Source organism: Curtobacterium sp. AC272, from assembly GCF_979258155.1.
In genome coordinates this window covers 2,629,696-2,653,696 of the sequence record NZ_OZ409838.1, presented here as the reverse complement: position 1 = coordinate 2,653,696, position 24,001 = coordinate 2,629,696, and the positions used below count along the sequence as shown (strand labels likewise).

The 24,001-nt window shown below is 66.8% G+C and carries 22 protein-coding genes, 1 tRNA gene and 1 pseudogene; 14 read left to right on the top strand and 10 right to left on the bottom strand.

Annotation, left to right across the window (positions count from 1 at the left end; genetic code table 11):
* The first annotated feature begins 87 nt into the window (after positions 1-87).
* From atzF to ACZZ0J_RS13605, 5 genes are all read left to right on the top strand, one after another.
* Entirely contained in the window at positions 88-1,647 is a 1,560-nt protein-coding gene (gene atzF, locus ACZZ0J_RS13625) for an allophanate hydrolase (protein ID WP_463437381.1), read from the top strand.
* Between the two features lie 23 nt (positions 1,648-1,670).
* The gene (locus ACZZ0J_RS13620; protein ID WP_463437379.1) at positions 1,671-2,363 is read left to right on the top strand and encodes a TetR/AcrR family transcriptional regulator; all 693 of its coding nucleotides are present in this window, start codon (positions 1,671-1,673) and stop codon (positions 2,361-2,363) included.
* 110 nt (positions 2,364-2,473) lie between these two features.
* Positions 2,474-3,016 carry a biotin transporter BioY gene (locus ACZZ0J_RS13615; protein WP_463437378.1) on the top strand — a complete coding sequence of 181 codons (543 nt, stop codon included), beginning with the start codon at positions 2,474-2,476 and terminating at the stop codon, positions 3,014-3,016.
* Positions 3,017-3,072: 56 nt separating this feature from the next.
* On the top strand, positions 3,073-3,522 hold the full coding sequence (locus ACZZ0J_RS13610; RefSeq protein WP_463437376.1) for a hypothetical protein: 450 nt from the start codon (positions 3,073-3,075) through the stop codon (positions 3,520-3,522).
* Complete coding sequence (locus ACZZ0J_RS13605; RefSeq protein ID WP_131844908.1) at positions 3,522-3,941, top strand: DoxX family protein; 420 nt, start codon at positions 3,522-3,524, stop codon at positions 3,939-3,941. The genes ACZZ0J_RS13610 and ACZZ0J_RS13605 overlap by 1 nt, the downstream gene beginning before the upstream one ends.
* Positions 3,942-4,568: 627 nt before the next feature.
* Here ACZZ0J_RS13605 and ACZZ0J_RS13600 read toward each other — a convergent pair.
* The 3 genes from ACZZ0J_RS13600 to ACZZ0J_RS13590 all read right to left on the bottom strand — a co-directional run bounded on the left by ACZZ0J_RS13600 (position 4,569) and on the right by ACZZ0J_RS13590 (position 6,951).
* A complete protein-coding gene (locus tag ACZZ0J_RS13600) occupies positions 4,569-4,916 on the bottom strand; it encodes a hypothetical protein (RefSeq protein WP_463437375.1) in 348 nt (115 codons plus the stop codon).
* 98 nt (positions 4,917-5,014) lie between these two features.
* On the bottom strand, positions 5,015-6,142 hold the full coding sequence (locus ACZZ0J_RS13595; RefSeq protein WP_463437373.1) for a hypothetical protein: 1,128 nt from the start codon (positions 6,140-6,142) through the stop codon (positions 5,015-5,017).
* A complete protein-coding gene (locus ACZZ0J_RS13590) occupies positions 6,139-6,951 on the bottom strand; it encodes a hypothetical protein (protein ID WP_463437371.1) in 813 nt (270 codons plus the stop codon). Before ACZZ0J_RS13590 ends, ACZZ0J_RS13595 begins: the two co-directional genes overlap by 4 nt.
* 1,020 nt (positions 6,952-7,971) lie before the next feature.
* On the opposite strand from ACZZ0J_RS13590, the gene ACZZ0J_RS13585 reads away from it, so the two are divergent.
* Positions 7,972-9,156, top strand: coding sequence for a hypothetical protein (locus tag ACZZ0J_RS13585; protein WP_463437370.1), 1,185 nt, complete (start codon positions 7,972-7,974; stop codon positions 9,154-9,156).
* Positions 9,157-9,162: 6 nt separating this feature from the next.
* On the opposite strand, the gene ACZZ0J_RS13580 is transcribed toward ACZZ0J_RS13585, so the two are convergent.
* Complete coding sequence (locus ACZZ0J_RS13580; protein ID WP_463437368.1) at positions 9,163-10,122, bottom strand: GIY-YIG nuclease family protein; 960 nt, start codon at positions 10,120-10,122, stop codon at positions 9,163-9,165.
* A 96-nt stretch (positions 10,123-10,218) separates the two neighbouring features.
* Here ACZZ0J_RS13580 and ACZZ0J_RS13575 point away from each other — a divergent pair, with 96 nt between their 5' ends.
* From ACZZ0J_RS13575 to ACZZ0J_RS13565, 3 genes and pseudogenes are all read left to right on the top strand, one after another.
* Positions 10,219-11,439, top strand: coding sequence for a DUF4238 domain-containing protein (locus ACZZ0J_RS13575; RefSeq protein ID WP_463437367.1), 1,221 nt, complete (start codon positions 10,219-10,221; stop codon positions 11,437-11,439).
* Positions 11,440-11,857: 418 nt separating this feature from the next.
* Entirely contained in the window at positions 11,858-12,568 is a 711-nt protein-coding gene (locus ACZZ0J_RS13570; RefSeq protein WP_463437366.1) for a hypothetical protein, read from the top strand.
* A 553-nt stretch (positions 12,569-13,121) separates the two neighbouring features.
* Positions 13,122-13,259, top strand: a pseudogene (locus ACZZ0J_RS13565) (DNA/RNA non-specific endonuclease); the annotation flags it as partial.
* A gap of 201 nt (positions 13,260-13,460) precedes the next feature.
* On the opposite strand, the gene ACZZ0J_RS13560 reads toward ACZZ0J_RS13565, so the two are convergent.
* The gene (locus tag ACZZ0J_RS13560) at positions 13,461-14,312 is read right to left on the bottom strand and encodes a DUF4062 domain-containing protein (RefSeq protein ID WP_463437364.1); all 852 of its coding nucleotides are present in this window, start codon (positions 14,310-14,312) and stop codon (positions 13,461-13,463) included.
* A 785-nt stretch (positions 14,313-15,097) separates the two neighbouring features.
* Positions 15,098-15,187: transfer RNA gene (locus ACZZ0J_RS13555), tRNA-Ser, on the bottom strand.
* 143 nt (positions 15,188-15,330) lie between these two features.
* On the opposite strand from ACZZ0J_RS13555, the gene ACZZ0J_RS13550 reads away from it, so the two are divergent.
* Positions 15,331-16,296: an SGNH/GDSL hydrolase family protein gene (locus ACZZ0J_RS13550; RefSeq protein WP_463437363.1), complete on the top strand. Its 966-nt coding sequence runs from the start codon at positions 15,331-15,333 to the stop codon at positions 16,294-16,296.
* A 10-nt stretch (positions 16,297-16,306) separates the two neighbouring features.
* On the top strand, positions 16,307-17,668 hold the full coding sequence (gene radA / locus ACZZ0J_RS13545) for a DNA repair protein RadA (protein WP_185021261.1): 1,362 nt from the start codon (positions 16,307-16,309) through the stop codon (positions 17,666-17,668).
* Positions 17,669-17,672: 4 nt separating this feature from the next.
* On the opposite strand, the gene ACZZ0J_RS13540 is transcribed toward radA, so the two are convergent.
* The gene (locus tag ACZZ0J_RS13540; protein ID WP_131922013.1) at positions 17,673-18,056 is read right to left on the bottom strand and encodes an SseB family protein; all 384 of its coding nucleotides are present in this window, start codon (positions 18,054-18,056) and stop codon (positions 17,673-17,675) included.
* Between the two features lie 281 nt (positions 18,057-18,337).
* Between ACZZ0J_RS13540 and cspE the strand changes: the two genes are divergently transcribed.
* Both cspE and ACZZ0J_RS13530 read left to right on the top strand, forming a co-directional pair.
* Positions 18,338-18,547, top strand: a complete 210-nt coding sequence (cspE, locus tag ACZZ0J_RS13535; protein WP_017887662.1) for a transcription antiterminator/RNA stability regulator CspE — start codon at positions 18,338-18,340, stop codon at positions 18,545-18,547.
* A gap of 74 nt (positions 18,548-18,621) precedes the next feature.
* Positions 18,622-19,353, top strand: a complete 732-nt coding sequence (locus tag ACZZ0J_RS13530; RefSeq protein WP_463437355.1) for a DUF3800 domain-containing protein — start codon at positions 18,622-18,624, stop codon at positions 19,351-19,353.
* A 92-nt stretch (positions 19,354-19,445) separates the two neighbouring features.
* On the opposite strand, the gene ACZZ0J_RS13525 is transcribed toward ACZZ0J_RS13530, so the two are convergent.
* Positions 19,446-19,811, bottom strand: coding sequence for a hypothetical protein (locus ACZZ0J_RS13525; protein WP_123671227.1), 366 nt, complete (start codon positions 19,809-19,811; stop codon positions 19,446-19,448).
* Between the two features lie 365 nt (positions 19,812-20,176).
* Positions 20,177-20,719, bottom strand: coding sequence for an amino-acid N-acetyltransferase (locus tag ACZZ0J_RS13520; RefSeq protein ID WP_173170102.1), 543 nt, complete (start codon positions 20,717-20,719; stop codon positions 20,177-20,179).
* 98 nt (positions 20,720-20,817) lie between these two features.
* Between ACZZ0J_RS13520 and ACZZ0J_RS13515 the strand changes: the two genes are divergently transcribed.
* A complete protein-coding gene (locus tag ACZZ0J_RS13515; RefSeq protein WP_123339192.1) occupies positions 20,818-21,270 on the top strand; it encodes an SRPBCC family protein in 453 nt (150 codons plus the stop codon).
* Between the two features lie 85 nt (positions 21,271-21,355).
* On the opposite strand, the gene ACZZ0J_RS13510 is transcribed toward ACZZ0J_RS13515, so the two are convergent.
* Positions 21,356-23,875, bottom strand: a complete 2,520-nt coding sequence (locus ACZZ0J_RS13510; RefSeq protein ID WP_123294552.1) for an ATP-dependent Clp protease ATP-binding subunit — start codon at positions 23,873-23,875, stop codon at positions 21,356-21,358.
* Between the last annotated feature and the right edge of the window lie 126 nt (positions 23,876-24,001).

Sequence of the window (24,001 nt, the reverse complement as noted above, 5' to 3'; positions counted from 1 at the left end):
CCGCGCCGCGGTCCTGCAGGAGGCCGAGGCCGTCGACCCGACGCTCCCCTCGCCGGCCTGCTGTTCGCCGTCAAGGACAACATCGACGTGGCCGGCTTGCCCACGACCGCCGCCGCCCGCTCCTACGCGTACGAACCCGCCGCCGACGCGACCGCCGTCGCCCGCCTGCGCGCCGCCGGCGCGGTCGTCGTCGGCAAGACGAACCTCGACCAGTTCGCCACCGGCTTGGTCGGCACCCGGTCGCCCTTCGGCGCGGTCCGGAACGCGTGGGACCCGACGCGGATCTCCGGCGGCTCGTCGAGCGGTTCCGCCACAGCCGTCGCGCTCGGCATCGTCGACTTCGCACTCGGCACGGACACCGCCGGGTCCGGCCGCGTGCCGGCGGCGCTCGGCAACCTGGTCGGTGTGAAGCCGACCAAGGGCCTGGTGCCGAACACCGGTGTCGTGCCGGCCTGCCGCTCGCAGGACTGCGTCACGGTCTTCGCCCGATCGCTCGACCTCGCCCGCACGGCGGCGGAGCTGATGGCTGGGCTGGACGACACCGACCCGCTCGCCCGCATCGACGTCGCCCTCGCCGACGTGCCCGCCGTCCCGCGGATCGCGATCCCGCTGCCGTCGCAGCTCGAGGGCCTCGCGCCGGGCTGGGCAGAGGCCTTCGCCGCCGCCGTCGAGCGCTTCCGCGCACTCGGCCACCAGGTGGTCGAGGTCGACATCGCACCCCTGCTCGACGCAGCGTCGCTGCTCTACGACGGCGCGTTCGTCGCCGAGCGGTACGCCGCCGTCGGCGCGCACGTCGAGGCGCACCGCGACCTGGTCGGCGACGACCTGGACCCGTCGGTCGCCACGATCGTCCTGGGTGGCGCCCGACCGACGGCAGCGGACCTCTTCGCGGACCAGGAACGCCTCGACGTGCTCGGCGCCGCGGGACGCGCCGCCCTCGCCGGCACCACAGCGCTCCTCACGCCCACCACGACATGGCACCCCACCCTCGACGAGGTCGCGGCCGATCCGATCGGCGCGAACAGCCGGATGGGTCGGTACACGAACTTCGCCAACCTGCTCGACATGGCCTCGCTCGCCGTCCCTGCCGGCTTCGTCGACGGCCTGCCGTTCGGGGTCATGCTGACCGGTCCCGCGTTCACCGACCGACGGCTCGCGGCGCTCGGCGCCGCGTTCCTCGCGCCCACCGTCGACCTGCTGGTCGTCGGAGCGCACCTCCGTGACCAGCCGCTGAACGGCCAGCTGGTCGCGTCCGGCGGATCGTTCGTCCGGGAGGCCCGCACCGCGTCCGACTACCGGCTGTACGCCCTCGACACGGTGCCGCCAAAGCCCGGGCTGGTCCGGGTGGGGCTGGTCGCGTCCGGCGCTTTCGCGCCGGGGTCGGGCTCGGGCTCGGGCTCCGGCTCGGCTTCGGGGTCGGGCTCCGGCTCGGGGTCGGGCTCGGGCATCGCCGGTGAGGTCTGGCGGCTGCCCGCCGCCGGGTTCGGCACCTTCGTGGCGTCCCTGCCCGCGCCGATGGCCATCGGCACCGTGACGCTCGAGGACGGCACCGACGTCACCGGGTTCCTGGTCGAACCCTTCGCCGTCGAGGGCGCACTCGACATCACGGCGTTCGGCGGCTGGCGGGCCTACCGCGAGCAGGCATGACGCCGCGCTGGGAGGATGACTCCATGTCCTCCGACGACCGACCGGCCAGGCCCGGTCGCCCGAGGGCCGTCCCGAACGCCGACTCGGCGCTCAGTCCCCGCGACCAGATCCTCGACGCCGCCGCCGCACTGTTCGTCGAGAACGGCATCAGCGCCACCTCGACCCGAGCCATCGCGGAGCGGGTCGGCATCCGCCAGGCCTCGCTGTACTACCACTTCGCCGGCAAGGACGACATGCTCGTCGAACTCCTGACGACCTCGGTCCGGCCGAGCCTCGGGGTCGTCCGCGAGCTCGAACAGCGGGTCCCGGCGTCCGCCACCGCAGCCGGCGCGCTGGCCGCGCTCGTCCTGATCGACGTGGAGACGCTCGCCCGCACCCCCCACAACATCGGCACGCTCTACCTGTTGCCCGAGGTGCAGGGCGAGCGCTACGACGGGTTCCGCGCCGAGCGGATCGAGCTGCGGGACGCCTACGGGCGCCTCGGGTCGCTCGCCGCCGACTCCGACGTCACCGTCGCGATCTCGCCGGCACGGCTCGGCGGGATCCTCATCCAGCTCGCCGAGACCGTCATCCAGCTCCGCCGCGTCGGAGGTGTCGAGGAGGCCGACCGCGACGCCATCGTCGCGACCTGCCTGCGGGCGTGCGGGCTCGACACCGCCGCGGTCGCGGATGCCCGGCGCGAGGCCGAGTCGTTGCTCGTCGCCGTCACCGTCTGACCCGCTGTTCCGTTCGTCTCTGTCGCCCCATCTGGAGGTTCTGCCATGACCGCGCTCTCCCCCACCGCACACCGTCCGCTCGCCGACGCCCTGCTCCCCGCACCGCGGTCGTGAGCACGGCACTCGTCCTCGGCGGCGCACTGCTCACTGCCGGCGCCGCACAGGTGTCCGTCCCGCTCTGGCCCGTCCCGATCACCGGGCAGACGCTCGCCGTCCTCCTGGTCGGCAGCGCCCTCGGTGCTCGCCGCGGTGCCCTGTCGATGCTCGTATACGCGCTGCTCGGAGTCATCGGGCTGCCGGTCTTCGCGGGTGGCTCCGCCGGGTTCGGCGTGCTCGTCAGTCCCTCCGGCGGGTACATCGTCGGGTTCATCGCCGCCGCTGCCCTGGTCGGGTGGATCGCCGAACGCTTCGGCGACCGCCCGCTGCGGAACTCGGTGCTGTCCTTCGCGCTCGGCACCGTCGTGACGTTCGCCATCGGCATGGGCTGGCTCGCGGTGTCGCTCGGGCTCGACCTGCAGCAGACGCTCGAGTTCGGGCTGTACCCGTTCGTCCTCGGCGGCGCGGTGAAGGCGCTGCTCGGTGCCGGTGCCATCTCGCTCGGGTGGACGGCGGCGGTTCGGCGACGCGTGGCTGCGCGGGACGCAGGCCGCTGAGGCGCATTCGGCGGGCCATCGTGTTAGGTTGTGCACAACATGATCGAGCACAACCGATGACCCGGACCGCCGGGATCCTCCTCGCCCTGCACGGAGCAGGCACGTCGATGACGCGACCCCTGCCGGTCCGGGCGCACCGGATGCAGGAACGCGGTTTCGTGCCCGGCCTCCCGCACGCACTCCTGGTGCCGCTGCTCGAGATCGCAGCCGGCGCAACCCTCGCGCGGGGCGCACGTCCGTGGACCACGGCTGCCGCAGCCGCAGCGACGGCACTCGGAGCAGTGCGCACCAGCATCGACCTCGAAGACCGCACCGTCACCGCGGGAACCGTCGCCGCCGCAGCACTGGCCGTCTCCGGCGCGACGGCGGTGGCCCGCGCGCATCGCGTCGGCCTCCTCGCGGCGACCGGTGCAGTGATCGTGTTCGAACTCACCCGCCGGCGTCGCATCCGCAGCGTCGGTCGACGCACCGCTCCACCATCCCCTGTGAAAGGCACGTGCCCCTGATGACCTCCCGCCGCCGCACTTCCCGCTCGACCAAGCCCCGCACCGTCGTCCGCATCCTGCTGGGTGCCGCCATGACCTGGGCCGGCATCAGCCACCTCACCGTCGCCCGTCAGGAGTTCCGGGCCCAGGTGCCGGAGTTCGTCCCGCTGGACCCGGACGTCACGGTCCTGGCCTCGGGCATCGCCGAGATCTCCCTCGGCGCCGCCCTCGTGCTGCTGGTCCGTCGGCAGGCCACCGTCGGGTGGGTCGCCGCGGTGTTCTTCACCGCCATCTTCCCCGGCAACATCGCCCAATGGATGCACCACCGTGACGGCTTCGGCCTGGACACCGACACCAAGCGGTTCGTCCGGCTCCTGTTCCAGCCCGTGCTGATCGCCGTCGCACTCTGGGCCACGAACGCGCTCCGCAAGCGGCGCTGAGGCGGCGGCAGAGCGCCCCGGTCGCTCACGTCCTCGAGGGCGATCGGTGCTGCATCTGGAGATGCAGGAAACCCCCGCGCGAACGGGGTTTTCTGAGAAGTGGGGGGCGATTCACGGATCTCCTCGCTTCGGCCTGGCGACGCGGATCCGCCGACCGCTTTAAGGGGACCGCTTCCTCCGGCCCTTCTCAAATTTTCCTCCGAGCCCGATCAGCAGCGCTCTGACCTGGCTTTGCCAATGGCACGCAGCGCCCTCTCACTCTGTCACACCCGATTCCCCGACCGCCACGCGGACGATGGAGACCTTCAGCCTCAGTTCGGTTCTGACTCGCCGCCCGTGCTGCGTCGAGTCGACGCTTGCAAAAGGACGGTGTCCAGTCGGTTCCCGATCGGATCGAGTCGGCGATGACCGCATATATCACTGAGAAGTCGCTTCTCACAGGTTCCGAGGCGGCCAGCGGGAGCGCTGCCGCCCACTCAGATGCGGCTGAAGGACCCGCTGCTTCAGCCGCCACCTACGCGCGCAATCCGCGCTGCCCGCACTGACGACCGTGGGTGTTGAGCCGTGCTCCGACGAGCTGTGCCACCGCGAACCTTCGCGACAGCGGGCCAAAAATACGCAGGATTACTAGGCCTGACTGTTTTGACTAATGTACGTAGACATAGCCTCCCACGCTGTGGCCTCTTGAATCGGCTCGTACGCCCCCTTGCCTTCAAGCGACAACGCGTTGAAAGGACGTGTCTGCGCCGGTACCTTCACCGTGAGTAGTCCGCTCTTGGTAATAGTCACCCAGTAGTAGAGCTCTCCTGCGCCCTCGGTCCACAGGTAACGCACGCGAAACTGCCACTCGTCCCGATCGCGCTCCCACCAGTTTCCCTCACGTCGATGAGTGAACGGCACCCTGCGACCACGGGCCTCCTCGGCGAACTTCCTTGCCAGCCGCTGCCACATCGCCCAGGCCGTTTCCGTTGTCATCTGAGCACCTTAGAATGGAGTGGGCGGTCGCGGCAAACCACACGGCAATTAAGCATCGCGATCCACCAGATGTTCCTAACTTGGGACAGTATCCGACGTCAATCCGGTGGTGGCGCGTGCAGCGCGTCTGCAAACGATGGTCCAGAGGGTGGTGCGGCGAGCATCCATGTCGACAGAGCCTCCCCCAAGGCGTAGAGACGCTCCTTCGTTCGCTCTTCGGCATCGTCAGCGGTCAAGCCGGTGTACGCGGTGATGGCGTCATCGATTGAGTCACCGGGACGAAGCTCTGAGGCGATGTCCTGCAACCCGAGATGAATCAAACCGTTCCGCAGCTTTGCATTCGACAGCACCCAGCGTGTGCGCTCGTCTTCAAGAAGGCTGGAAACTGCCGCTGGCACGGAGGTGGGTCGTTCGGTTCGTAGGTCTTCGAGCGCCTTCAGCCCTTGGTACAGAGCGACGAATCGGTGCTTTTTTGCCGCCTGAGCGCACCACCCGCATCCGATGCGGTCGCTACTGAATTCTGCTGATCTGACCACGCTTTGCACAGTGGCGAGAGCCATCGCGACTGCCGCGGGTAGTTCCCCGGCGAACAGCCGGGGAAGGGCTTCTGCGCTCGTTGCATCCCAAGCTACGTAGTCGAGTCGAGCAGCGTGATGGTGGCTTACGATGCCGGAGCTTTCAAGAAGCGCTCCGGCGATGTTCCCGGTGCCGACCGCGAGACGATATGCGGCGGGCCCTACTTGGTCAAGTGTCGCCGTCTGCTGCGGTTGCAGACCGATGAGGAAATGAGCACTAACTGATGTGATGTAGGGGCGCTGGTCGAGAGTGATTACGGAAAGATCGTCACGGAGGAAGTCGAACTGCGGACCGAGCCGGCCTGCAGGGAAGTAGGCTTCATGGTTCGCTTCGAGTAGCGCTTCGAAGTGGGCGATGACTCCTTGGAGGTGCCGCTTGTTGTCCGCAAAGAACTTTCCGCTCATGCGCGCAGCTTTCGCGGTGTCCGGATCCCACCGGGCTGGGAGATCGATGTTGAGGGTCCGTGCGAAGTGTGTCTGTGCTTCGTACGCTGCCATCACCCCGTACTGAACCAGGGCGAGTTCCGCGGCACCCGCTATGTCGTCGATGCCGATCAGTGAGCAGGCCACGTAGTGCATGTCGCAGCGCGCTATGGCGAGAGCGATCGTCTCTGCTGGGTCGAGTTCTGGCCACTCAACTGGTCCGTTCACGCCCCCAGCTCCTCGTAGTCGATTGCATTGAGCAGCGCCTGTAGTTCCGGTTCGTCTTCGAGCGGAAGCGGACTAAGCGTTCTAGCCGCGCCAACTTGCTTGAGCTGCAGTTCGCTGCTGACGTCGTTGATGATGCGGACGGACTCCGTTGTCTCCCACTGCACCCCGTCGAGCCGTTCCCGTTCGAATCGGGCGGCAATGAACACATCGGGGTGGCGGTTGCCGTACGCGTCGCGTTCCGGTGTCGTCGCGGCGACGATGCGGACCGAGTTCAGCCCGGGAGCGACGGCGAAGGCCTCCTTGACAGTGACGAGGATGCAGCCGGCGACGGCGGTGGCGTGCCAGGTTGCTGCTTCTTTCTTCGGCACAGCCTTGATGGTCGGTCGGCCGGTTGGGGTTACGTCGGGCTTCTTCTGCGGCATACCGGCGAGGGTGGGGACGATGACGACGAGGGTTGCTTCGTCGCCGCTGACTCCGAGCGGCGCGGCGGCCGCGTCGTTGTCTTCAAACGCAGCGGCTAGAGCCGCGATGACCGTGTCCGGTTCGTTCGTCCGCAGCCGGGCCCATTCGGTGTCAAGTTGCGTCTGCGCTGCGGTGAAACTTCGCATCCGCTCGAGTTCCTGGGCTTGAACTTCGAATTGTGCTGCCGCGGCTGCTTGCGTGAGGGCGTCGCGCCGGCGAGCCCTGGCGAAGATGCTGATGCCTTTGAGGCTTGCCTTCCGGTGGCGCTGCTCCACCTCGGCGGCATCGACGAGTGGCGGTTCCGGAGCAACGGGCGGCTCCGCAGGGGTGAAGTGCTCATGGTGCAAGCCCGCGATTCGTCGGTACACCTCGACGAGCTGGTCAGCAGCCTCTGCACGGCTTGACGCAGCTACGGACCGGGTCACCGCCCCGGAGGAGCTCCGCCGACTGACTCCAAGGCTTGTCGAGTAGTTCACGGGTCCGACGCCGGAGGAGAACCCGGGCGCCCCGCCGCCGACATGCACGCGAGCCGCCCGCGGGCCGATGCTCGTCCGTACACCCCGACTCGACACTCGCACTCGTACGCCAGGCGCCATACGCACTGAAAACCCCATGGGATCAGCCTAGGGGTGACGGTGACTCAACCTCAGACCCTGTTTGTGGGGGACGGTACTTCGGATCCGGTGGCTGAATGACGTGAGACATGCCCGGCGCCGACGCCCAAGCGATGTCCGCGGCTGCTGCGACGATGACGGCATCTACTGGTGGGCGGATCGGGCGACATGGGCTCAATTGGTTATTCCGGCGTTGGGGACGGTGGGAACGTTCGACGCTGCGGGTGCTGCATGGATTACGAGTCGGCAGGCGTTACCGATCGCTCGCGACGCCGACCGTCAAGCGCAGCGCGACGCAACACGTGGGGAAGCGGTGGAACAGGGTCGGCTGCTCGTCGAATGGGTGACGCTCGGTCGGAACCAGCAGTTTATTACTCGGCGGCTGGATGAGGCGGAGCCGGTGGAACCGCACCGTGTCGCCGTTGCTCGTGAGGCGAAGGCAGCGTTGCTGGTCAGTCGCGTCCCGGCGGCGCGGCAGCTGCTCGAGCTGACGGAGCACGACTTTGGGTACGACGCTCGGCTGCGAATTGAGGATGCGACGCTTGCCCGTCAGTATGACGACGCATGGCGGACCCGCACCTTGCAGCGAATCACGTCGTGGACACAGGATCCCTGGCGGCAGCAAACGCACATCCTGCAGCAGTACGCGATGATGCGCACTGCGCCGGGGGGGGGGGGGGGGGGACCGGCTCACCGCAGCGTTTGCGGACGCCCGAACGCATACCGAAACTGTCTGAAAGGCTCCCTCCAAACGTGGACGATGAACTCGCGACGCACATCGCTGACACTGTTGTCGGCATCTACCATCGGGAGCTTCGCGGTTTTGATGGGGTGGAGACCGCGCCGAAGGACGGGGACCGCGTCTACGAGATGCGTCTACCCGTCGCAGCTGTCGCGTACGCGCCGCTGTTCGACGTCATGCTTCGCGCCCTGCAGGCGCTGCCCGAACCGCCGTACGAAAAAACCGCCTGGCTGTACTCGTTCACGTTGCAGGGCAGGTTGGTCCGGCTGCGCTGGACAAGAAACGGACTCCGCCTGGACCTGTTCCGCAAGGATGACCTGCACCACGATGACGCAGCGGACGCCGACCGGATCGCGCGGAGGCTGCTCAGCGCAGCAAGGTCGTTCTACCGTCGTGTGGTGGAGCCGCAGATTGAACCCAGCATCGCAGCTGGCCGGGCAGTCGTCGTGAACCAGGTGCCCAGGTACCGCGGGATGGTCGACTTCCGCTACAGGACAATCGTCGACGCGCGAATGGACACGACAGACGACGGTATGCATGCCGGAAGCGAGGACCGTGCCGAAGCAGTCCGCCGGTTCTTCGCAGCCACGTTGCAGCCGAAGTTCCACAACCGGGAACAGTCGTACCGTGCGACGGCGCTGATCGCTGGCTACTTCTCCTGGGTGCAGCATCTGCTGGTGGTGCTCACTGCGTTCTCACCCACCGCCCTGCGCGACGAATTCTCGCTGCAGACGCTCCTGAAAGCAAAGTGGGCAGATCAGTTCGACGCGGCGTACCCGAAACCCCACGACGCAGTCACCACAAAACTGAAAGCCGGCCTAACAGACCTCGCCACAGAGTTCCGGAACCCGCTGCTCCATGGCGGCGGAGGACGATTCGAAGACGGGGTAGTCATCGAGTGGGCGCCAGGCAACCAAATCATGGCCCTCAACCCGGATGCCCTTACCGACCAGTACATGATCCTCGCCCCCGCGTTGACCGCTGCGCAGGTCGATGATCTCCTCGCCCGCATCGCCCGGATCGACAGGGCGTTCGAGGCGCACCCGTTCTTCGACTGGGCGGCGCAGGGGCTGGAAGCCGACTTCCGGCGGGACGCGATCACCCGTGCTCGCGCAGCGCTCCACGACGGCGTATTGGCCTCGTACACCAACGCAGCGAGTCGCGCCTACGACCCCTCGGTCAACTGGGACCGGTGAATATCGTCACGGCCACACGACGGTCTCGCCCATGAGGCCCAGGAACCGCTCGAATTGCGGCACCGTCAAGTTGCCCCGGACTGCAGCCTGATTGATGACGTCCCGCCGTGACCATAGTCGGGTGGCGCCGTCCGCACGCCGGCTGAGATGCACCGTCATGTCCAAGCGCGCGAGTTCCGCAACAACGTCTGCGTCCAGTGTTCGCGCACCACTGAGGATGCCGTCCACCTGCGCATACGCAGCGTCGAGGTCAGCTGCAGTGGCGTCGGTCCCGTCGACGTGGCCGCGGCCGCGCGGGTGGGTGGCGGCGATCATCATCGCGAAGGGGCTGAGTTCACCGCCGCCGATGCGGTTCAACGTGTACCGGGGGTCAGCAGCTCGTTCTGCTCGTTCCTCCAACCAGTGTCGGTTTCGGCTCCGCGCAGCAAAAACTCTGGTGTTGTCGAACGCACGGAACTCGTCCACGGGCAGGATCGATCGGTAGACGTCGCCGAACAGGAGGCGGTCAAAGCTCTTCCGGCCGGACCAGTGCGCGCGGATTCGTTTACGGATGTCTGACGACTGCCCGACGTACAACTGCTTGTAGTCATCGAAGATCATCACATATGCGCCATCAGCTTCCGCCCAATCGGCGAGGCGCTCTACCGGTTTCAAGGACTTCGCCTTCCCCAGGAGTTGCTCGAGCGACTCCTCGAACCCGCTCCGGTCCAGCGTCTCAAAGTAGCGAATCGACAAGTCGAAGTTCCGAAGCGCACGATCGCGTTGCACCAGCAGATACATGTCGGAGTGCTCCGCATGCGCTGCGTCGCGGTACGCCCATGCAACATCGTGCCAGAGCGTCTCGCCGAGCAGTTCGCGCCGCATCCGCTCGTGAGGTTTCCGGTTCGGGTAACCGTAGGTTGCTCGGCTCATCCGTTCACCAAACGGTGACGGGCGAAGTTGCTCACCGAAATGTTCGAATCCCACCGCTTGCCCCCCCTTCAGCTGTTCTCCCCGGTCAGCGTAGGGCCTACGGTTGTTGCTGCGGCTCCGGCGCGTGCCCCCACGCGTCGGAGTCGTTCGATGTCGGTACTGCGCCGTACCGTCTCCATCGTGAAGAACCGTCGTCGCGGACCATCCGCTGAGCAACGTGCGGAGTTGCAGGCGGTCCTCGACAACGCGGCGGCGATGACCGCGAAGCGGCAGGAGCCCCGCCGACACCACCTGGTGCCCCGCTTCTACCTGAATGAGTGGGCCGTCGAAGGACAAGTGCAAGTGACGGATCTATCGCAGCAGCGGAAAACATTCACAGTTCGGCCAGAGCAGGCTCTCGTGGAGACCGACTACTACCGCATCAACGAGGACATGGTCGACGGCGGGTCTCCCGTGGCTTGGGAGTCATGGCTGTCCAACGTTGAGGCCATCGCGGCGCCTCTTCTGCCGATCGTGCGAGACCACGGCCTGCACACGCTGCCATTGGAAGATCAGGGCCGGTTTCTGCAGTTCGTCGCGGTGCAGATGACACGCTCCCGCTACTACCGGCTACAGGGACGGTGGATGCTCGGCGCCGGTTACTACCGAATGTGGGAACTGGACCGGCCGGGTGCAATCGCTGCGCACCTGCGGGACCGCGGCACGGAACCAACACCGGAATTAGTTGCAGCGCTGCAGGAGTATTTCGACCGGGTCGTCCAAGACCCATGGAAAGCGATGTTCAGTCCGGAACTCGAGATGGACGCGTCGATGCGCGGCGCGAACGCGCTCCTGCCCGACCTTGCCGGACGAACCCCGGTGACGTTCACCTCCGCGGCACCGCTGCTCACCACAGACGAGCCGGTGACGTTACTTGCCGAACACCACGGGGATATGACATCACCACACTCGGGATGGCACGGAGCGCCAATCATCGCGATGCCACTCGGACCCCATCACGTGCTGGCGCTGTTCCGGCGGGATCTACCTGCCGTCGATGTCCAACGACCGCTCAGTCGCTCCGACTCACTGGAGCTGAACAGGGTTCTGCTGGGTAACGCACACCGCCACACTGTGTCCGTTCCCGGCGACAAACTCGCCGAACGGCTCTACGTCCCGGACGAGAAAGCACCGGTCCGGCTCCGCAAGGTCCGGACCGGCGATGGGTGCTCATTCCTCCAGACGATCCCGATGCGGCGCTGGTCAGGCGAACGTGACGCCCCGCAGCGACCGGTGTCGTTTTGGTGGCCGCCGGTGCTGCCGCCCGCTCCCACCGTGCCAAGCACTGCGGAGGGATGGGAAGCGGAACGGCTCCGGTACTACGACACCTGATTCGAGCCGTCGCATCAGCCAGACGACGCATCCGCGCGCGCGGATGAATAGACGAGCCTGGTTCTGCTGCCGCACTGGCAGTGGAAGCGGAGAGTTCGATGGCGACGACCGATAACCGTCACCGCGATCCGAGGCGACGGCACCGTCGTCATCTCGCAGCACTCCCCAGCTCGTCCTGCACGCGTGTGGGACGAACACGAGTATCACACGAAGCTCGTCAACCTTCGCGTATACGTCCTGCACATCACAGCTCGACTGACGCACGACGGGCCGGAACCACGCGTTCTGGCCCGTCGTGCCATGCCCCCGGAACACGAGTCAGGCGGGAACGCGGCGACACGACATCTCGCTCGCGGACAACGTCACGCTGCATCAATGCGAGACTTACCGAGTGACTCTCACTTCACCTGGATTGGCCGTGACGTTCCAAGACGCCGCCAATCACTACCGCATCGGCATCGGTCATGCCCACAATGTCGTGCAGGCCCACCGAGCGTCGGGCGGCCCGAAAGCAGGACCGCGGTTCACGGAAGTTTCCCTCAACCGCGCAATCGTGCTCATGGCGATCGCGAGCTGGCAGGCGCTTGTGGAAGACCTCGTCTACGCCTCGTTCCCGTACACGAGTGGGGTATCCAACACCGGTCGCATCGCAAAGTACCAGCACGAAGTGAAAGCATTCTCCACGCCCAACGCCGATCGGACCCGGCGACTCATCAGCGCGAACTTGGACGGCTTCGACGTGTTCCCTCATTGGACGTGGAGTTCCCACGGCGGACAGGGGCTGGGCTACATCGAAACACCCCCGCATGAAGCAGCGGCGCGCCTACAAGCCTGGATGCGGATTCGGCACGCCGTTGCCCACGGCGCTCGCGATCTCTACACGAGGTTCTCGGAACCGTTCGCCGTGGAGCGAACCGATGGAGTCGAGGAGCAGTACCCCGACATCCGCGGCTTCGCCTCGAAGAACTATCGTCAGGGCGGCCGGGCAACGCTGAGTCTGACCGACGCACGTCAGTGCTTGACGTTCATCAACAATCTTGCTCACGTTACGGGCACTGCTCTCACATCGCATTTTGGCGCGGCACCCGTGGTGTGGCGCCAACGCGGCGGCGTGGACGGTGTGTGGTGACGAACTAATAGTTCGCCCCCGATCCTCAGCCTTCGGCGTCGTGAATCGCGCCCCGTTCGTTGGGCTATCAGGTTGGTGTGCAGGAACGCGCTGGATTGCGGCAGGCTCGGATGCACTGGAAACGACGGCAACGCGGTCTCGGCAAGTTGACCCCGATCGAGTACGAGACGATCATCGACCCACAGGTCGCACTCGCGGCCTAAACCAGCGAGTCAACCAAACCTGCAGCAGTCCCACCCCACAGCCGGGGCCTGATGGCCGCTTTAGACATTCTTCGGCTGGAACGGATCGCAGGTAGCGCGAGGTCTCGCTCGTCCGGTACAGCCCGGTACATGGGCGCGGCGACCGCCGTCAACATCGGCGGGGCACTCCTGCTCGACCTCGGGCGGACCACGGACCGACACCTTGCCCCCGGGGTGCGAACGGCGCAGCAGGCGGGTCCGGACGTCTACGCGCGGAACGACCTCCACCGTGGCCAACTCGTTCCGCCGCCGTGACCCGCCGCCGTGACCCGGCGTCGGATCCCGACGCTGCGTAAGCAAATGAGGACCCCTCCGCTTACACCAACGCCGCCCCGCAGGCGGCGGCCTTCAACCAGCGTGAGTACCTCTGGGCCGGCGTCGAGAACCACATCCCAGGTTCCGCCCGAGTCAACCAACTGCTTCTGTCGGTCTTCACCGGCCCCGTCATTGCCGAAGCGCGGCGCTCCCCAGCCTCGCCCACGGACCTCGGACCGCGGGCCGCCGCGGACCGCGCTAAAGCGGACTGGGCGATCCGGGACACCGCACGCTGCCGCACGCCGAAACGAACGGCCGCCTTCCCGTCGCGAGATGTCGGCGGTTCGACGCGGCGCCGATCTCCGCCTTCCGGTCAGGAAAACCGCCTCGGTCGTTCAATCGACATAGAAGTCCTTCGTTTTAGTGTCGTCGCCATCCTTCCAACTGACGCGCAGAATACTCTGCCCGCCACCCATCGTGTAGAAGGTGTTGACCCGACGAGTCTGACCAGCATGAACGACCGTCGGATCGTCATAGTTCCCGAGGTGCATAGAAGTAGGCTGACCGGTTGATTCGAACGTCACCCCCTGGGCGTCCTCAGTACCAGTATTGGTGACTTCGAGCCAGTGGCGTGTCGCGTACTTTGGCTTGCCCTTGCTGTCCGCGCCGGTCATTTCGCGTTCCTGCTGGGGCTGGACGAGAAACTCAACGGCCCCCCGCTGCCCTTCAGCCGGCATCGAGGTTTCGATGGCAGCGATGTCGTGTTCAATCGCCTTCCAGATCTCGTGTTCGAGTTGACTCACATTGCTGTACTCGCCAAGTAGACCCTTCGATTGCATATCGCTCCGAAAAGCTCGCAGCGCGTCAAGTTGAGCAGTGTCGACGTCAGCCGGAAGCTGTGCGGTGGAGAAATAGAGGTGGACGGGTTTTCCAGCTTCGAGGGCGTGGTCAATCTCTTCTGCGGTCCCGGAGATGGCGTCCGGTGTAGCAGAACCAAGCCGCCCAGCAAACATCGCGATGACGACGTCTGACTGATCGACGCCTTGTGCGTTGATCAGACGTTGAGGGTGCGCTCCCAAAACGGGAACCGCGGAAGTCTCCCAGCGCCACGGGCGCAGAATTACGCCACGCTTTTCAGCGTTGGCGTCGTTCCAACTGTAGATGGCGCGTTCAACTGCATCTCGGTCTTCTTTGACATCTGATGGTGACGCGATCATCACGGTCAGGACGGTCGCAGCATAGCTCATGGGCGCACGATAACGCATGCAGGCGACGATGGCCCAGTACGCCCCGCGCGGTCGAGCACGATCACGAACTTCAGTCAACCAAGGGTCGGGACTGTTGGACACAGCACGTCCGCGGCGATGGGCGTTGCGCGGCGCTTCCAGGGCGATCCACATTGTGCCCGCGGCGACAGAATGCGAAGTCGGTGGTGATATGAGGGCTTACCCGGCGCTACCACTAGCCCTTCAATCATTGCCATCTCGGGGGCTTGCGGTCAGTCCGCCGACCCAGCTCCTCGCTGATCTACACGTCGGCAACGACTGGACACTGTCGTCCGCGTCGGCGGTCAGTGGCGGGCGCTGGGCCGAGATCGCAGAAGTGTTCGTCTACGACGTGGACAGCGTCGGCGCTTCAAGTTATTCGACGAGCCGTATGGCCGGTAGCCCACCGGCCACCGGCCAGCGGCCAGCGGCCAGCGGCCAGCGGCCAGCGGTAGTCAACCGACCTGCCGAGCACCCCCGCGTCGCAGCTAGCCAGCCCGCTTCAAGCCTCACGGATCCTCCCCAACGGAACGCCGGCGGCCTCGAACCTCGCAGCTCGGTCGGCCCGACAGGCTTCGCCATCAGCACGGATCAACGCGCTTCCGGACGAAGGTCCCCAAAGTGGGGAGACCTTCGCTTGGCCGCATCGGCACTGATCGTGTCGCGACACCCGAGCGCAACGAAGGCCCCCAGGGCATCCTGGGGGCCTTCGTTGCGGGCTTCACGAGTTCCGTGAATCTCTTCACCGAGTTCCGTGAATCGCCCAGTGGCGGTACCGGTGGGATTTGAACCCACGGTGGAGTTGCCCCCACACATGTTTTCGAGACATGATCCTTCGGCCGCTCGGACACGGTACCGGGAAAGAGTTTACACGATCCGGGAGGCCCGTCACGCCACCCGACGTCGGCTCGCCCTCCACAGGCGGTCACCTCCACAGCTCTTCCCACACCCACAGGGCGCCCACGTCGTCGACTCGGCCTGCGGGCGTACCGTCCACGACATGAAGACCCGCACGCTCATCGCACTCCTGACGTCCGTCCTCGGTGGGGCCGGTGTCCTCGGGGCAGCCGCCGTCGGGGCCCGGGCCGGCGTCAAGGGCCAGCGGGCGGCCGCGCAACGGGTGGTCGACATGCTGCCGATCCACGCCGACTGGTGGCACGAGCGACAGCAGCACGAGGGGCAGCTCCTGTACGTGGCGATCGGCGACTCGGCGGCCCAGGGCGTCGGCGCGACGGTGCCGTCGCGCGGGTACGTGGGTCTGTTGGCGCGCCGGATCCGGCACCGTTCTCACGAGTCGGTGCGGGTCGTGAACCTGAGCGTCTCGGGCTCGACGACCTGGGGTGCCAAGCGCGACCAGTTGCCGAAGCTCCGGCAGTACACACCCGACATCTGCACGGTGTCGATCGGGGCGAACGACATCGCGGACTTCGACCCGGACAAGTTCGAGCGGAACATCCGGGCGATCTACGGCGCGGTGCCGTCGCACGCCGTGGTGGCCGAGCTGCCGTGCATGTTCGTGCCGGACCGTGAGCGCAAGGTGGCGGTGGCGAACGAGATCGTGCACCGGGTCGCCGCCGAGTTCGGGCTGACCGTGGCGCCGCTGCACACGATCACGAAGCGGGTCGGGGTCCGCCGCACGTTCTTCAACAGCTACGGCGACCTGTTCCACCCGAACGACCGGGGGTACGAGGTCTGGGCGAGCGCGTTCGAGCCGGCGGTCGACGCCCGGGTGGACACGGTCGCGGCGATCCGGCACTACCTCTCGGCGCGTGAGGCGGAGAACCTCGGGCGTGAGGCCGGGGCGGTCGCGAACGCTCGTGCCGAGCAGGACACCGACGGTGCCGAGGCACTCGACCATGCCAACCGGCCGAGTCCCGTCGAGCGGTTGCGCAACCGGATGACGGGGTCGATCGCCCTGCCCGACGAGTCGGTGCACCGCTCCGGCGATGTCGGCGGCACGGCCTAGCCTCGACGACATGGCGCGCCCGCAGTCCCTCTACCGATGCACCGAGTGCGGCTGGACCAGTGTCAAGTGGGTCGGCCGGTGCGGCGAGTGCCAGACCTGGGGCACGGTCGAGGACTCCTCGGCGGTCTCGGCGAGTACTCGTGGCACCGCAGCTGTGGCCGTCACCGGCGCCCGAGCCGCGCGGCCCATCACCGAAGCCCGCGGCACGACGGTGCAGCGCTGGCAGACCGGCATCGGCGAGTTCGACCGCGTGCTCGGCGGCGGGGTCGTCCCCGGCGCAGCGGTCCTGCTGTCCGGCGAACCCGGCGTCGGCAAGTCCACGCTCCTGCTCGAAGTCGCTTCGCGCGCCGCGGCGTCCGGCAAACGCGTCCTCTACGTCAGCGCGGAAGAGTCCGTCGACCAGGTCCGGCTCCGCGCCGAGCGCACCGGGGCGATGCACGACGACCTCTACCTGGCGAGCGAGGTCGACCTCGGCGTCATCATCGGCCAGATCGACCAGGTCAAGCCAGACCTGCTCATCGCCGACTCCGTCCAGACCATCTCGTCCAGCTCGATCGACGGCATCGCGGGTGGGACGTCCCAGGTGCGCGAGGTCGCCTCGACCCTGATCCGCATCGCGAAGGACCGCGCCCTCCCCGTCCTGATCGTCGGCCACGTCACGAAGGACGGCACGATCGCCGGGCCGCGCCTGCTCGAGCACCTGGTCGACGTCGTCTGCCACTTCGAGGGCGACCGGCAGACCGCGCTCCGCTTCGTCCGGGCACTGAAGAACCGCTTCGGCCCCACGGACGAGGTCGGGTGCTTCGACATGGGCGGCGATGGCATCCACGAGGTCCCCGACCCCAGCGGCCTCTTCATGTCCAAGAACGCGACCCCGGTGTCCGGCACGTGCGTGACCGTGGCGCTCGAGGGGCGCCGGGCGCTCCCGGTGGAGGTCCAGGCGCTCATCGTCCCGAGCTCCGCACCGCAGCCCCGTCGGGTCGTGAACGGCGTCGATGCCTCACGCGTGGCGATGCTGCTCGCGGTGCTCGAACGCCGAGCCGGCCTCAAGCTCTCCGATGCCGACGTCTACGTCTCGACGGTGGGCGGCATGAAGCTCACCGAACCCGGAGCCGACCTCGCGATCGCTCTGGCCCTGGCGAGTGCGGCACGTGACCGCCCGTACCCGCACACGCTCGCGGCCGTCGGTGAGATCAGCCTCGCCGGCGAGATCCGTCCGGCCACGGGCACGAAGCAGCGGGTGAACGAGGCGAGCCGACTCGGCTTCACGACCGTCCTCGGCGCCGACTCCGGGCACCTGCGCGAAGCACTGCGGGTGGCGTTCTCGATGACGCAGTCAGCTCGCGAGCGCGAGCTCGACCGCGCGTTCTGATCGCCTAAGCGCGCAATGCGGCCAGTAGGTCGCCCGGGGTCGCCTGCATGGTGTTCGGCCCGGCGATGTCGAAGAACACGCCCTCGAGCATGTCGAGGTGGGCGGCGAGGAACTCTTCGAGTCGCGGTCCGTCGTAGACCATGACCTGTCGGATCTTCTCGTCCGGCACCATCGCCGTGTAGGCGTCCGCCGACGAGAACAGCAGCAGGATGCGCTGTTCAGAGCCTTCGCGCCCGAAGACCCGCACCTGCATGTCCTTCTTGCCGGTCACGAGCCGGGGGACGATCACGATGTCGTTGCGCAGCGCGAACGCCACCGCAGCGACGTCCTGCTTCGCGAGGGCTTCCTCGAGTTGTTCACTCCGGAAGCGCTGTTCCTTGTCTGCCATCTGAGCAATTCCACCAGATTTTCGTCGTTCAGTGACGCACGGGTAGCCAGTCGGCCCAGAGCACGCTAGCCTGATGGAACCGCTTCGGCGGCGCTCAACGTTCGAGCGAGGTGGTTTGCCCCTCAACTCGGACTACCAGGGTCACTGGCCATCAGGCCTGACCCCGAACCCGTCCCGCCGGCACCTGCCCGCGTGGCGCATCACCCCCGTCGACGTACGTCGGGGCTCCGCAGGTGCGATCGCACCATGGCGGAACGCAAGAAAGCTAAGGAAACGCCATCATGGCATCTACCGGTACCGTCAAGTGGTTCAACAACGAAAAGGGCTTCGGCTTCATCGCCCCGGACGACGGAAGCGCTGACGTCTTCGCGCACTTCTCCGCGATCGCCGGCAACGGCTACAAGTCGCTGGAGGAGAACCAGAAGGTGGAGTTCGACATCACCGAGGGCCGCAAGGGCCCGCAGGCGGAGAACATCACCGTCCTCGGCTGATCACATCAGCTTCGAACGGCCCCGTCGTCCTCTGGACGGTGGGGCCGTTTGCTGTCCACTGACATGTTGGACTGGTGCGCAGTGGATACATCGTCTACGTCGACGAAAGCGGAGATCACAGTCTCACGCGCATCAATCCGGACTACCCGATGTTCGTGCTCGCGTTCTGCATCTTCCTGGTCGACGTCTACGTCGACCGGATCGTTCCGCTCGTCCAACGCCTCAAGTTCGACTTCTTCAACCACGACATGGTCGTCCTCCACGAGCGGGAGATGCGTCAGTCAGCTCCGCCGTTCGACATCCTCCTGAACGCCTCCGTCCGCAGCGATTTCATGGCAAGAGTCGACGCCGTGTTCGATGAGCGCTTCGGGGTGGTTGCATCCGCCATCCGGAAGCACGAGTTCGTCCGCCGGGTCGGGGAGGACACGAGTCCGTACCACGTCGCGCTCGAGTTCGGGCTCGAACGGGTCTTCTTGCAGCTCCAGGATCGAGGAGCGTCCCGGTGCGAGACGTTCGTGGTCTTCGAGAGCCGGGGCCGCTCCGAGGACCGGGAGTTGGAGGCCGAGTTCGACCGAATCATGAGCACCACGAAGATGCGTGGGATGGCCGAGACCTTCCGTTTCAAGATCGCGAGCAAGCAGACGAACAGTGCCGGGCTCCAGATCGCCGATCTCGTCGCTCGTCCGATCGGCACACATCTCCTCAAGCCCGAGCAGCCCAACCGCGCGTGGGACCGGATCCTCGAGCGCATGCCGAAGTCGCCGTCTGGTTCGGTGAAGGGCTGGGGCCTGAAGGTGTACCCGTGAAAGCGAGAACCCCCGGGGTTCCGGGGGTTCGACGCCGATCGGGCATTCCCAATCCACTTGGATCGAGGCTACCAGCCCGCGCGGCGCCCGGGCTACTGCAGGATGAACTGCACCGAGGCCTTCGACTCGAGGTTCCCCACCTCGACCTGCAGGTGGTAGCTCGCCCCGTCGGCGGAGACCGCCGGGCGGGACGCATCGCACGTCGTGGTGGACGACCGGGTGCGGTCCCAGGCGATCGCGGGCGTGGTCAGGGTCTGCCCGGACTTGATCGTGACGTCCTGGTTCGTGCCGCCGGTCTGGCAGTCCTTCGACGACCAGTACTGCTCCTCGCCCGAGCTGATCGTCAGCACCTGCTGCGCTGACCCGAGGTCGAGGTGGCACGAGTTCGTGCCGGTGTTCTTGATCGACATGGCGATCTTCGGGTCCTCGGTGGGGCCGTACGCCTCCTTGTCGAGCACGGGCGTCAGGACGACCTGGTCCTTGCTGCACGTCGACCCGTCGGCAGCGCCCGACCCAGACGCCGACGCAGATGCCGACGCCGAACGGGACGGGACAGCGGACGACGCACCACCGGCCGAAGCGGAAGCCGAAGCGGACGGCGAGGACGTGGGCGCTGCCGTCGGGGTCGACGCGCTCCCCGTCCGACGACGATGAGCACGATCACCACGACGATGATCACGAGTGCGCCGAGCACGGCTGCACGACGGCGCCAGTACACGACCGGCTTCTCGGGCCCGACGGGGTGACGCAACGACGACATGCGCACAGGGTAGACAACCGCGGATGTCCGGTGCGGGACCCCGCCGGGTGCCGCGCGAAAGCGTCAGAGGATCTTCAGCATGCGGGTGTTGCCGAGGGTGTTCGGCTTGACCCGGGCGAGGTCGAGGAACTCCGCGACCCCTTCGTCCGACGATCGCACCAGCTCGGCGTAGACCGCCGGTTCGACGACCTGCTCGCCGATCTCCAGGTACCCGTGCTTCGCGAAGAAGTCGACCTCGAACGTCAGGCAGAAGATCCGCGCGACGCCGAGTTCGCGGCCGTCGTGTTCGAGCGCCTCGAGCATCCGGTGTCCGACGCGCTTGTGGATCCAGTCGGCGTCGAGGGCGAGCGTGCGCACCTCGGCGATGTCGTCCCAGAAGACGGCGAGGGCACCGCAGCCGATCGGGACGCCGTCGGGACCCTCGGCGATCCGGAACTGCTGGATCGAGCCGTACAGCGCGACGTTCTCCTTGCCGAGCAGGATGCGCCGGTCGACGTAGGGGGCGATGAGCCGCTGGATGTGCGGGACGTCCGAGGCGAGTGCCGGACGCACCAGGATCCCGTGCTCGTCACGTTCGTGGAACGCGTGCTTCCCGTGCTCTGTCATCCCGACAACCATAGCCGGGCGCGGACGAGCGGCACCCGACCGCTCCGGGGGACACCCCGCTGTGCTGCGCCCAGGCGTGGCCGCCTACCGTCCACTCCATGCCTCAGATCATCGAAACCGTCGACGTCAACGTCCCCGTCTCCGCAGCGTACGGTCAGTGGACCCGCTTCGAGGAGTTCCCGCACTTCCTCGACGAGGTCGAGAAGATCGTCCAGGTCGACGACAAGACCACCGACTGGACCGTGAAGGTCGCCGGCCAGGAGCGCGAGTTCCGCGCCGTCATCACCGAGCAGCACCCCGACGAGCGGGTCGCCTGGGCCGTCAAGGACGGCGAGACCGACCACGCCGGCGTCGTCACCTTCCACAAGCTGTCCGACAACGAGACGCGTGTGACCGCGCAGATCGACTGGGAGCCCTCCGGCTTCCTCGAGAAGCTCGGTGCAGCGGTCGGCGTCGGTGGCCACGCCATCAAGAAGGACCTGCAGAACTACAAGGAGCGCGTCGAGTCGGCTCCGACCGACACGGGCTGGCGCGGCGACGTGCAGGCGTGATCACGGCCTGACACGTCCGCACGCGGACAGACGGGAGGCCCGGTGCCAGCTGGCACCGGGCCTCCCGTCTGTCTGGTGTCGGGTCCTAGGACTCGATCTCACCCTGGGGCGCGTCGGTCGCGGTCTCGACCGCGGCTGCGCCGGCGAGGACCTCTTCGCGGCCCGGCTGACGCCCGGTCTCGAAGTGGAACGCACCGTCGACGAAGTCGACCTTGACGTGGTCACCGGCGGTGAGCTCACCCTGCAGGATGTGCTCGGACAGCTGGTCCTCGACCTCGTGCTGCATCGCGCGACGCAGCGGGCGTGCACCGAGGGACGGGTCGAACCCGACCTTGATGAGCTGCTCCTTGGCGGGGAGGGTCAGCTCCACCGTCATGTCGCGGTCGAGCAGACGGTCGGCCAGGCGCTTCACGAACAGGTCCACGATCTGCAGCAGCTCAGGCTGCGACAGCTGCGGGAACACGATCGTGTCGTCGACGCGGTTGAGGAACTCCGGCTTGAAGTGCTTCTTGAGCTCCTCGTTGACCTTGCCGCGCATGCGGTCGTAGCCGACGGCCGAGTCACCCTCGACCTGGAAGCCCACCGGGCCACCGGCGATGCCCTGCGAACCGAGGTTCGTGGTCATGATGATGACGGTGTTCTTGAAGTCGACCACGCGGCCCTGACCGTCGGTGAGACGGCCTTCCTCGAGCACCTGCAGCAGCGAGTTGAAGATGTCCGGGTGGGCCTTCTCGATCTCGTCGAACAAGACCACGGAGAACGGCTTGCGGCGCACCTTCTCGGTGAGCTGGCCGCCCTCCTCGAAGCCGACGAACCCGGGAGGGGCACCGAACAGACGCGAGACGGTGTGCTTCTCACCGAACTCCGACATGTCGAGGGAGATCAGTGCGCCCTCGTCGTCGAACAGGAACTCGGCGAGCGCCTTGGCGAGCTCGGTCTTGCCGACGCCCGTGGGCCCGGCGAAGATGAACGAGCCCGAGGGGCGGTTCGGGTCCTTCAGACCGGCACGGGTCCGGCGGATGGTCTTGGACAGGGCCGAGATGGCCTCTTCCTGACCGATGACCCGCTGGTGCAGTGCCTTCTCCATGAAGACGAGACGCGAGGTCTCCTCTTCGGTGAGCTTGAACACCGGGATGCCCGTGGCCTGCGCCAGGACCTCGGCGATGATGCCCTCGTCGACGGTGCCGGACGCGGCGACGTCACCGGCACGCCACTGCTTCTCGAGGCGGAGACGCTCACCCAGGAGCTTCTTCTCTTCGTCGCGCAGGCTGGCTGCCTTCTCGAAGTCCTGCTCCTCGATGGCGGCTTCCTTCGACCCGCGGACCGTCGAGATCTTCTCGTCGAACTCGCGGAGCTCCGGGGGCGCCGATAGGATCGAGAGGCGCAGGCGTGCGCCGGCCTCGTCGATCAGGTCGATGGCCTTGTCCGGCAGGAAGCGGTCCTGCACGTAGCGGTCCGCCAGGTTGGCGGCCGAGACGATCGCACCGTCGGTGATGGACACCTTGTGGAACGCCTCGTACTTGTCGCGCAGGCCCTTGAGGATGTTGATCGTGTGCGGCAGCGACGGCTCGTTGACCTGCACCGACTGGAAGCGACGCTCGAGTGCGGCGTCCTTCTCGAAGTGCTTGCGGTACTCGTCGAGCGTGGTGGCACCGATGGTCTGGAGCTCACCGCGGGCGAGGAGGGGCTTGAGGATCGACGCGGCGTCGATCGCACCTTCGGCAGCACCGGCACCGACGAGCGTGTGGATCTCGTCGATGAAGACGATGATGTCGCCGCGGGTGCGGATCTCCTTCGTGACCTTCTTCAGGCGCTCCTCGAAGTCACCGCGGTAGCGGGACCCGGCGATGAGCGAGCCGAGGTCGAGCGAGTAGAGCTGCTTGTCCTTCAGCGTCTCGGGCACGTCGCCCTTGACGATCGCCTGGGCGAGGCCCTCGACGACGGCGGTCTTGCCGACGCCGGGCTCACCGATCAGGACGGGGTTGTTCTTGGAGCGGCGGGAGAGGATCTGCATGACCCGCTCCATCTCCTTCTCGCGCCCGATGACGGGGTCGAGCTTGCCGTCGCGCGCGGCCTGGGTGAGGTTCCGACCGAACTGGTCGAGGACCTGCGAACCCTGCTGCGCGTTCTGCTGCTGCTCGCCGCCGACGGCGACCGCTTCCTTGCCCTGGTAGCCGGACAGGAGCTGGATGACCTGCTGGCGGACCCGGTTGAGGTCGGCGCCGAGCTTCACGAGCACCTGGGCTGCGACACCCTCGCCCTCGCGGATCAGGCCGAGCAGGATGTGCTCGGTCCCGATGTAGTTGTGGCCGAGCTGCAGCGCCTCGCGCAGGGACAGCTCGAGCACCTTCTTGGCACGCGGCGTGAACGGGATGTGCCCGGTCGGCTGCTGCTGACCCTGGCCGATGATGTCCTGGACCTGCTCGCGGACGGCGTCGAGCGAGATGCCGAGCGACTCCAGCGCCTTGGCAGCAACGCCCTCGCCCTCGTGGATCAGGCCGAGGAGGATGTGCTCGGTGCCGATGTAGTTGTGGTTGAGCATCTTCGCTTCTTCTTGAGCGAGGACGACAACACGACGGGCTCGGTCGGTGAATCTCTCGAACATGTGCTCTCCCTTGGCCCTTTCTGACGGAGCCGACAGCTGGTCCGGTCTCGTCTGAGTCCGGTCACGTACTCCGAGAGTAACCAGCGCTCCCCGTGCGGGCTGCCCCTGTTCGCCGTGGGCGTGACC

What these genes read in the sequence shown, in the direction of transcription:
- ACZZ0J_RS13520 (WP_173170102.1), bottom strand. Translation starts at nt 20,719, where the DNA reads ATGACAGAGCACGGGAAGCACGCGTTCCACGAACGTGACGAGCACGGG.
- ACZZ0J_RS13560 (WP_463437364.1), bottom strand. Translation starts at nt 14,312, where the DNA reads ATGAGCTATGCTGCGACCGTCCTGACCGTGATGATCGCGTCACCATCA.
- ACZZ0J_RS13620 (WP_463437379.1), top strand. Translation starts at nt 1,671, where the DNA reads ATGTCCTCCGACGACCGACCGGCCAGGCCCGGTCGCCCGAGGGCCGTC.
- ACZZ0J_RS13610 (WP_463437376.1), top strand. Translation starts at nt 3,073, where the DNA reads ATGACCCGGACCGCCGGGATCCTCCTCGCCCTGCACGGAGCAGGCACG.
- ACZZ0J_RS13510 (WP_123294552.1), bottom strand. Translation starts at nt 23,875, where the DNA reads ATGTTCGAGAGATTCACCGACCGAGCCCGTCGTGTTGTCGTCCTCGCT.
- ACZZ0J_RS13540 (WP_131922013.1), bottom strand. Translation starts at nt 18,056, where the DNA reads ATGGCAGACAAGGAACAGCGCTTCCGGAGTGAACAACTCGAGGAAGCC.
- ACZZ0J_RS13600 (WP_463437375.1), bottom strand. Translation starts at nt 4,916, where the DNA reads ATGACAACGGAAACGGCCTGGGCGATGTGGCAGCGGCTGGCAAGGAAG.
- ACZZ0J_RS13515 (WP_123339192.1), top strand. Translation starts at nt 20,818, where the DNA reads ATGCCTCAGATCATCGAAACCGTCGACGTCAACGTCCCCGTCTCCGCA.
- cspE (WP_017887662.1), top strand. Translation starts at nt 18,338, where the DNA reads ATGGCATCTACCGGTACCGTCAAGTGGTTCAACAACGAAAAGGGCTTC.
- ACZZ0J_RS13550 (WP_463437363.1), top strand. Translation starts at nt 15,331, where the DNA reads ATGAAGACCCGCACGCTCATCGCACTCCTGACGTCCGTCCTCGGTGGG.
- ACZZ0J_RS13575 (WP_463437367.1), top strand. Translation starts at nt 10,219, where the DNA reads ATGTCGGTACTGCGCCGTACCGTCTCCATCGTGAAGAACCGTCGTCGC.
- ACZZ0J_RS13605 (WP_131844908.1), top strand. Translation starts at nt 3,522, where the DNA reads ATGACCTCCCGCCGCCGCACTTCCCGCTCGACCAAGCCCCGCACCGTC.
- radA (WP_185021261.1), top strand. Translation starts at nt 16,307, where the DNA reads ATGGCGCGCCCGCAGTCCCTCTACCGATGCACCGAGTGCGGCTGGACC.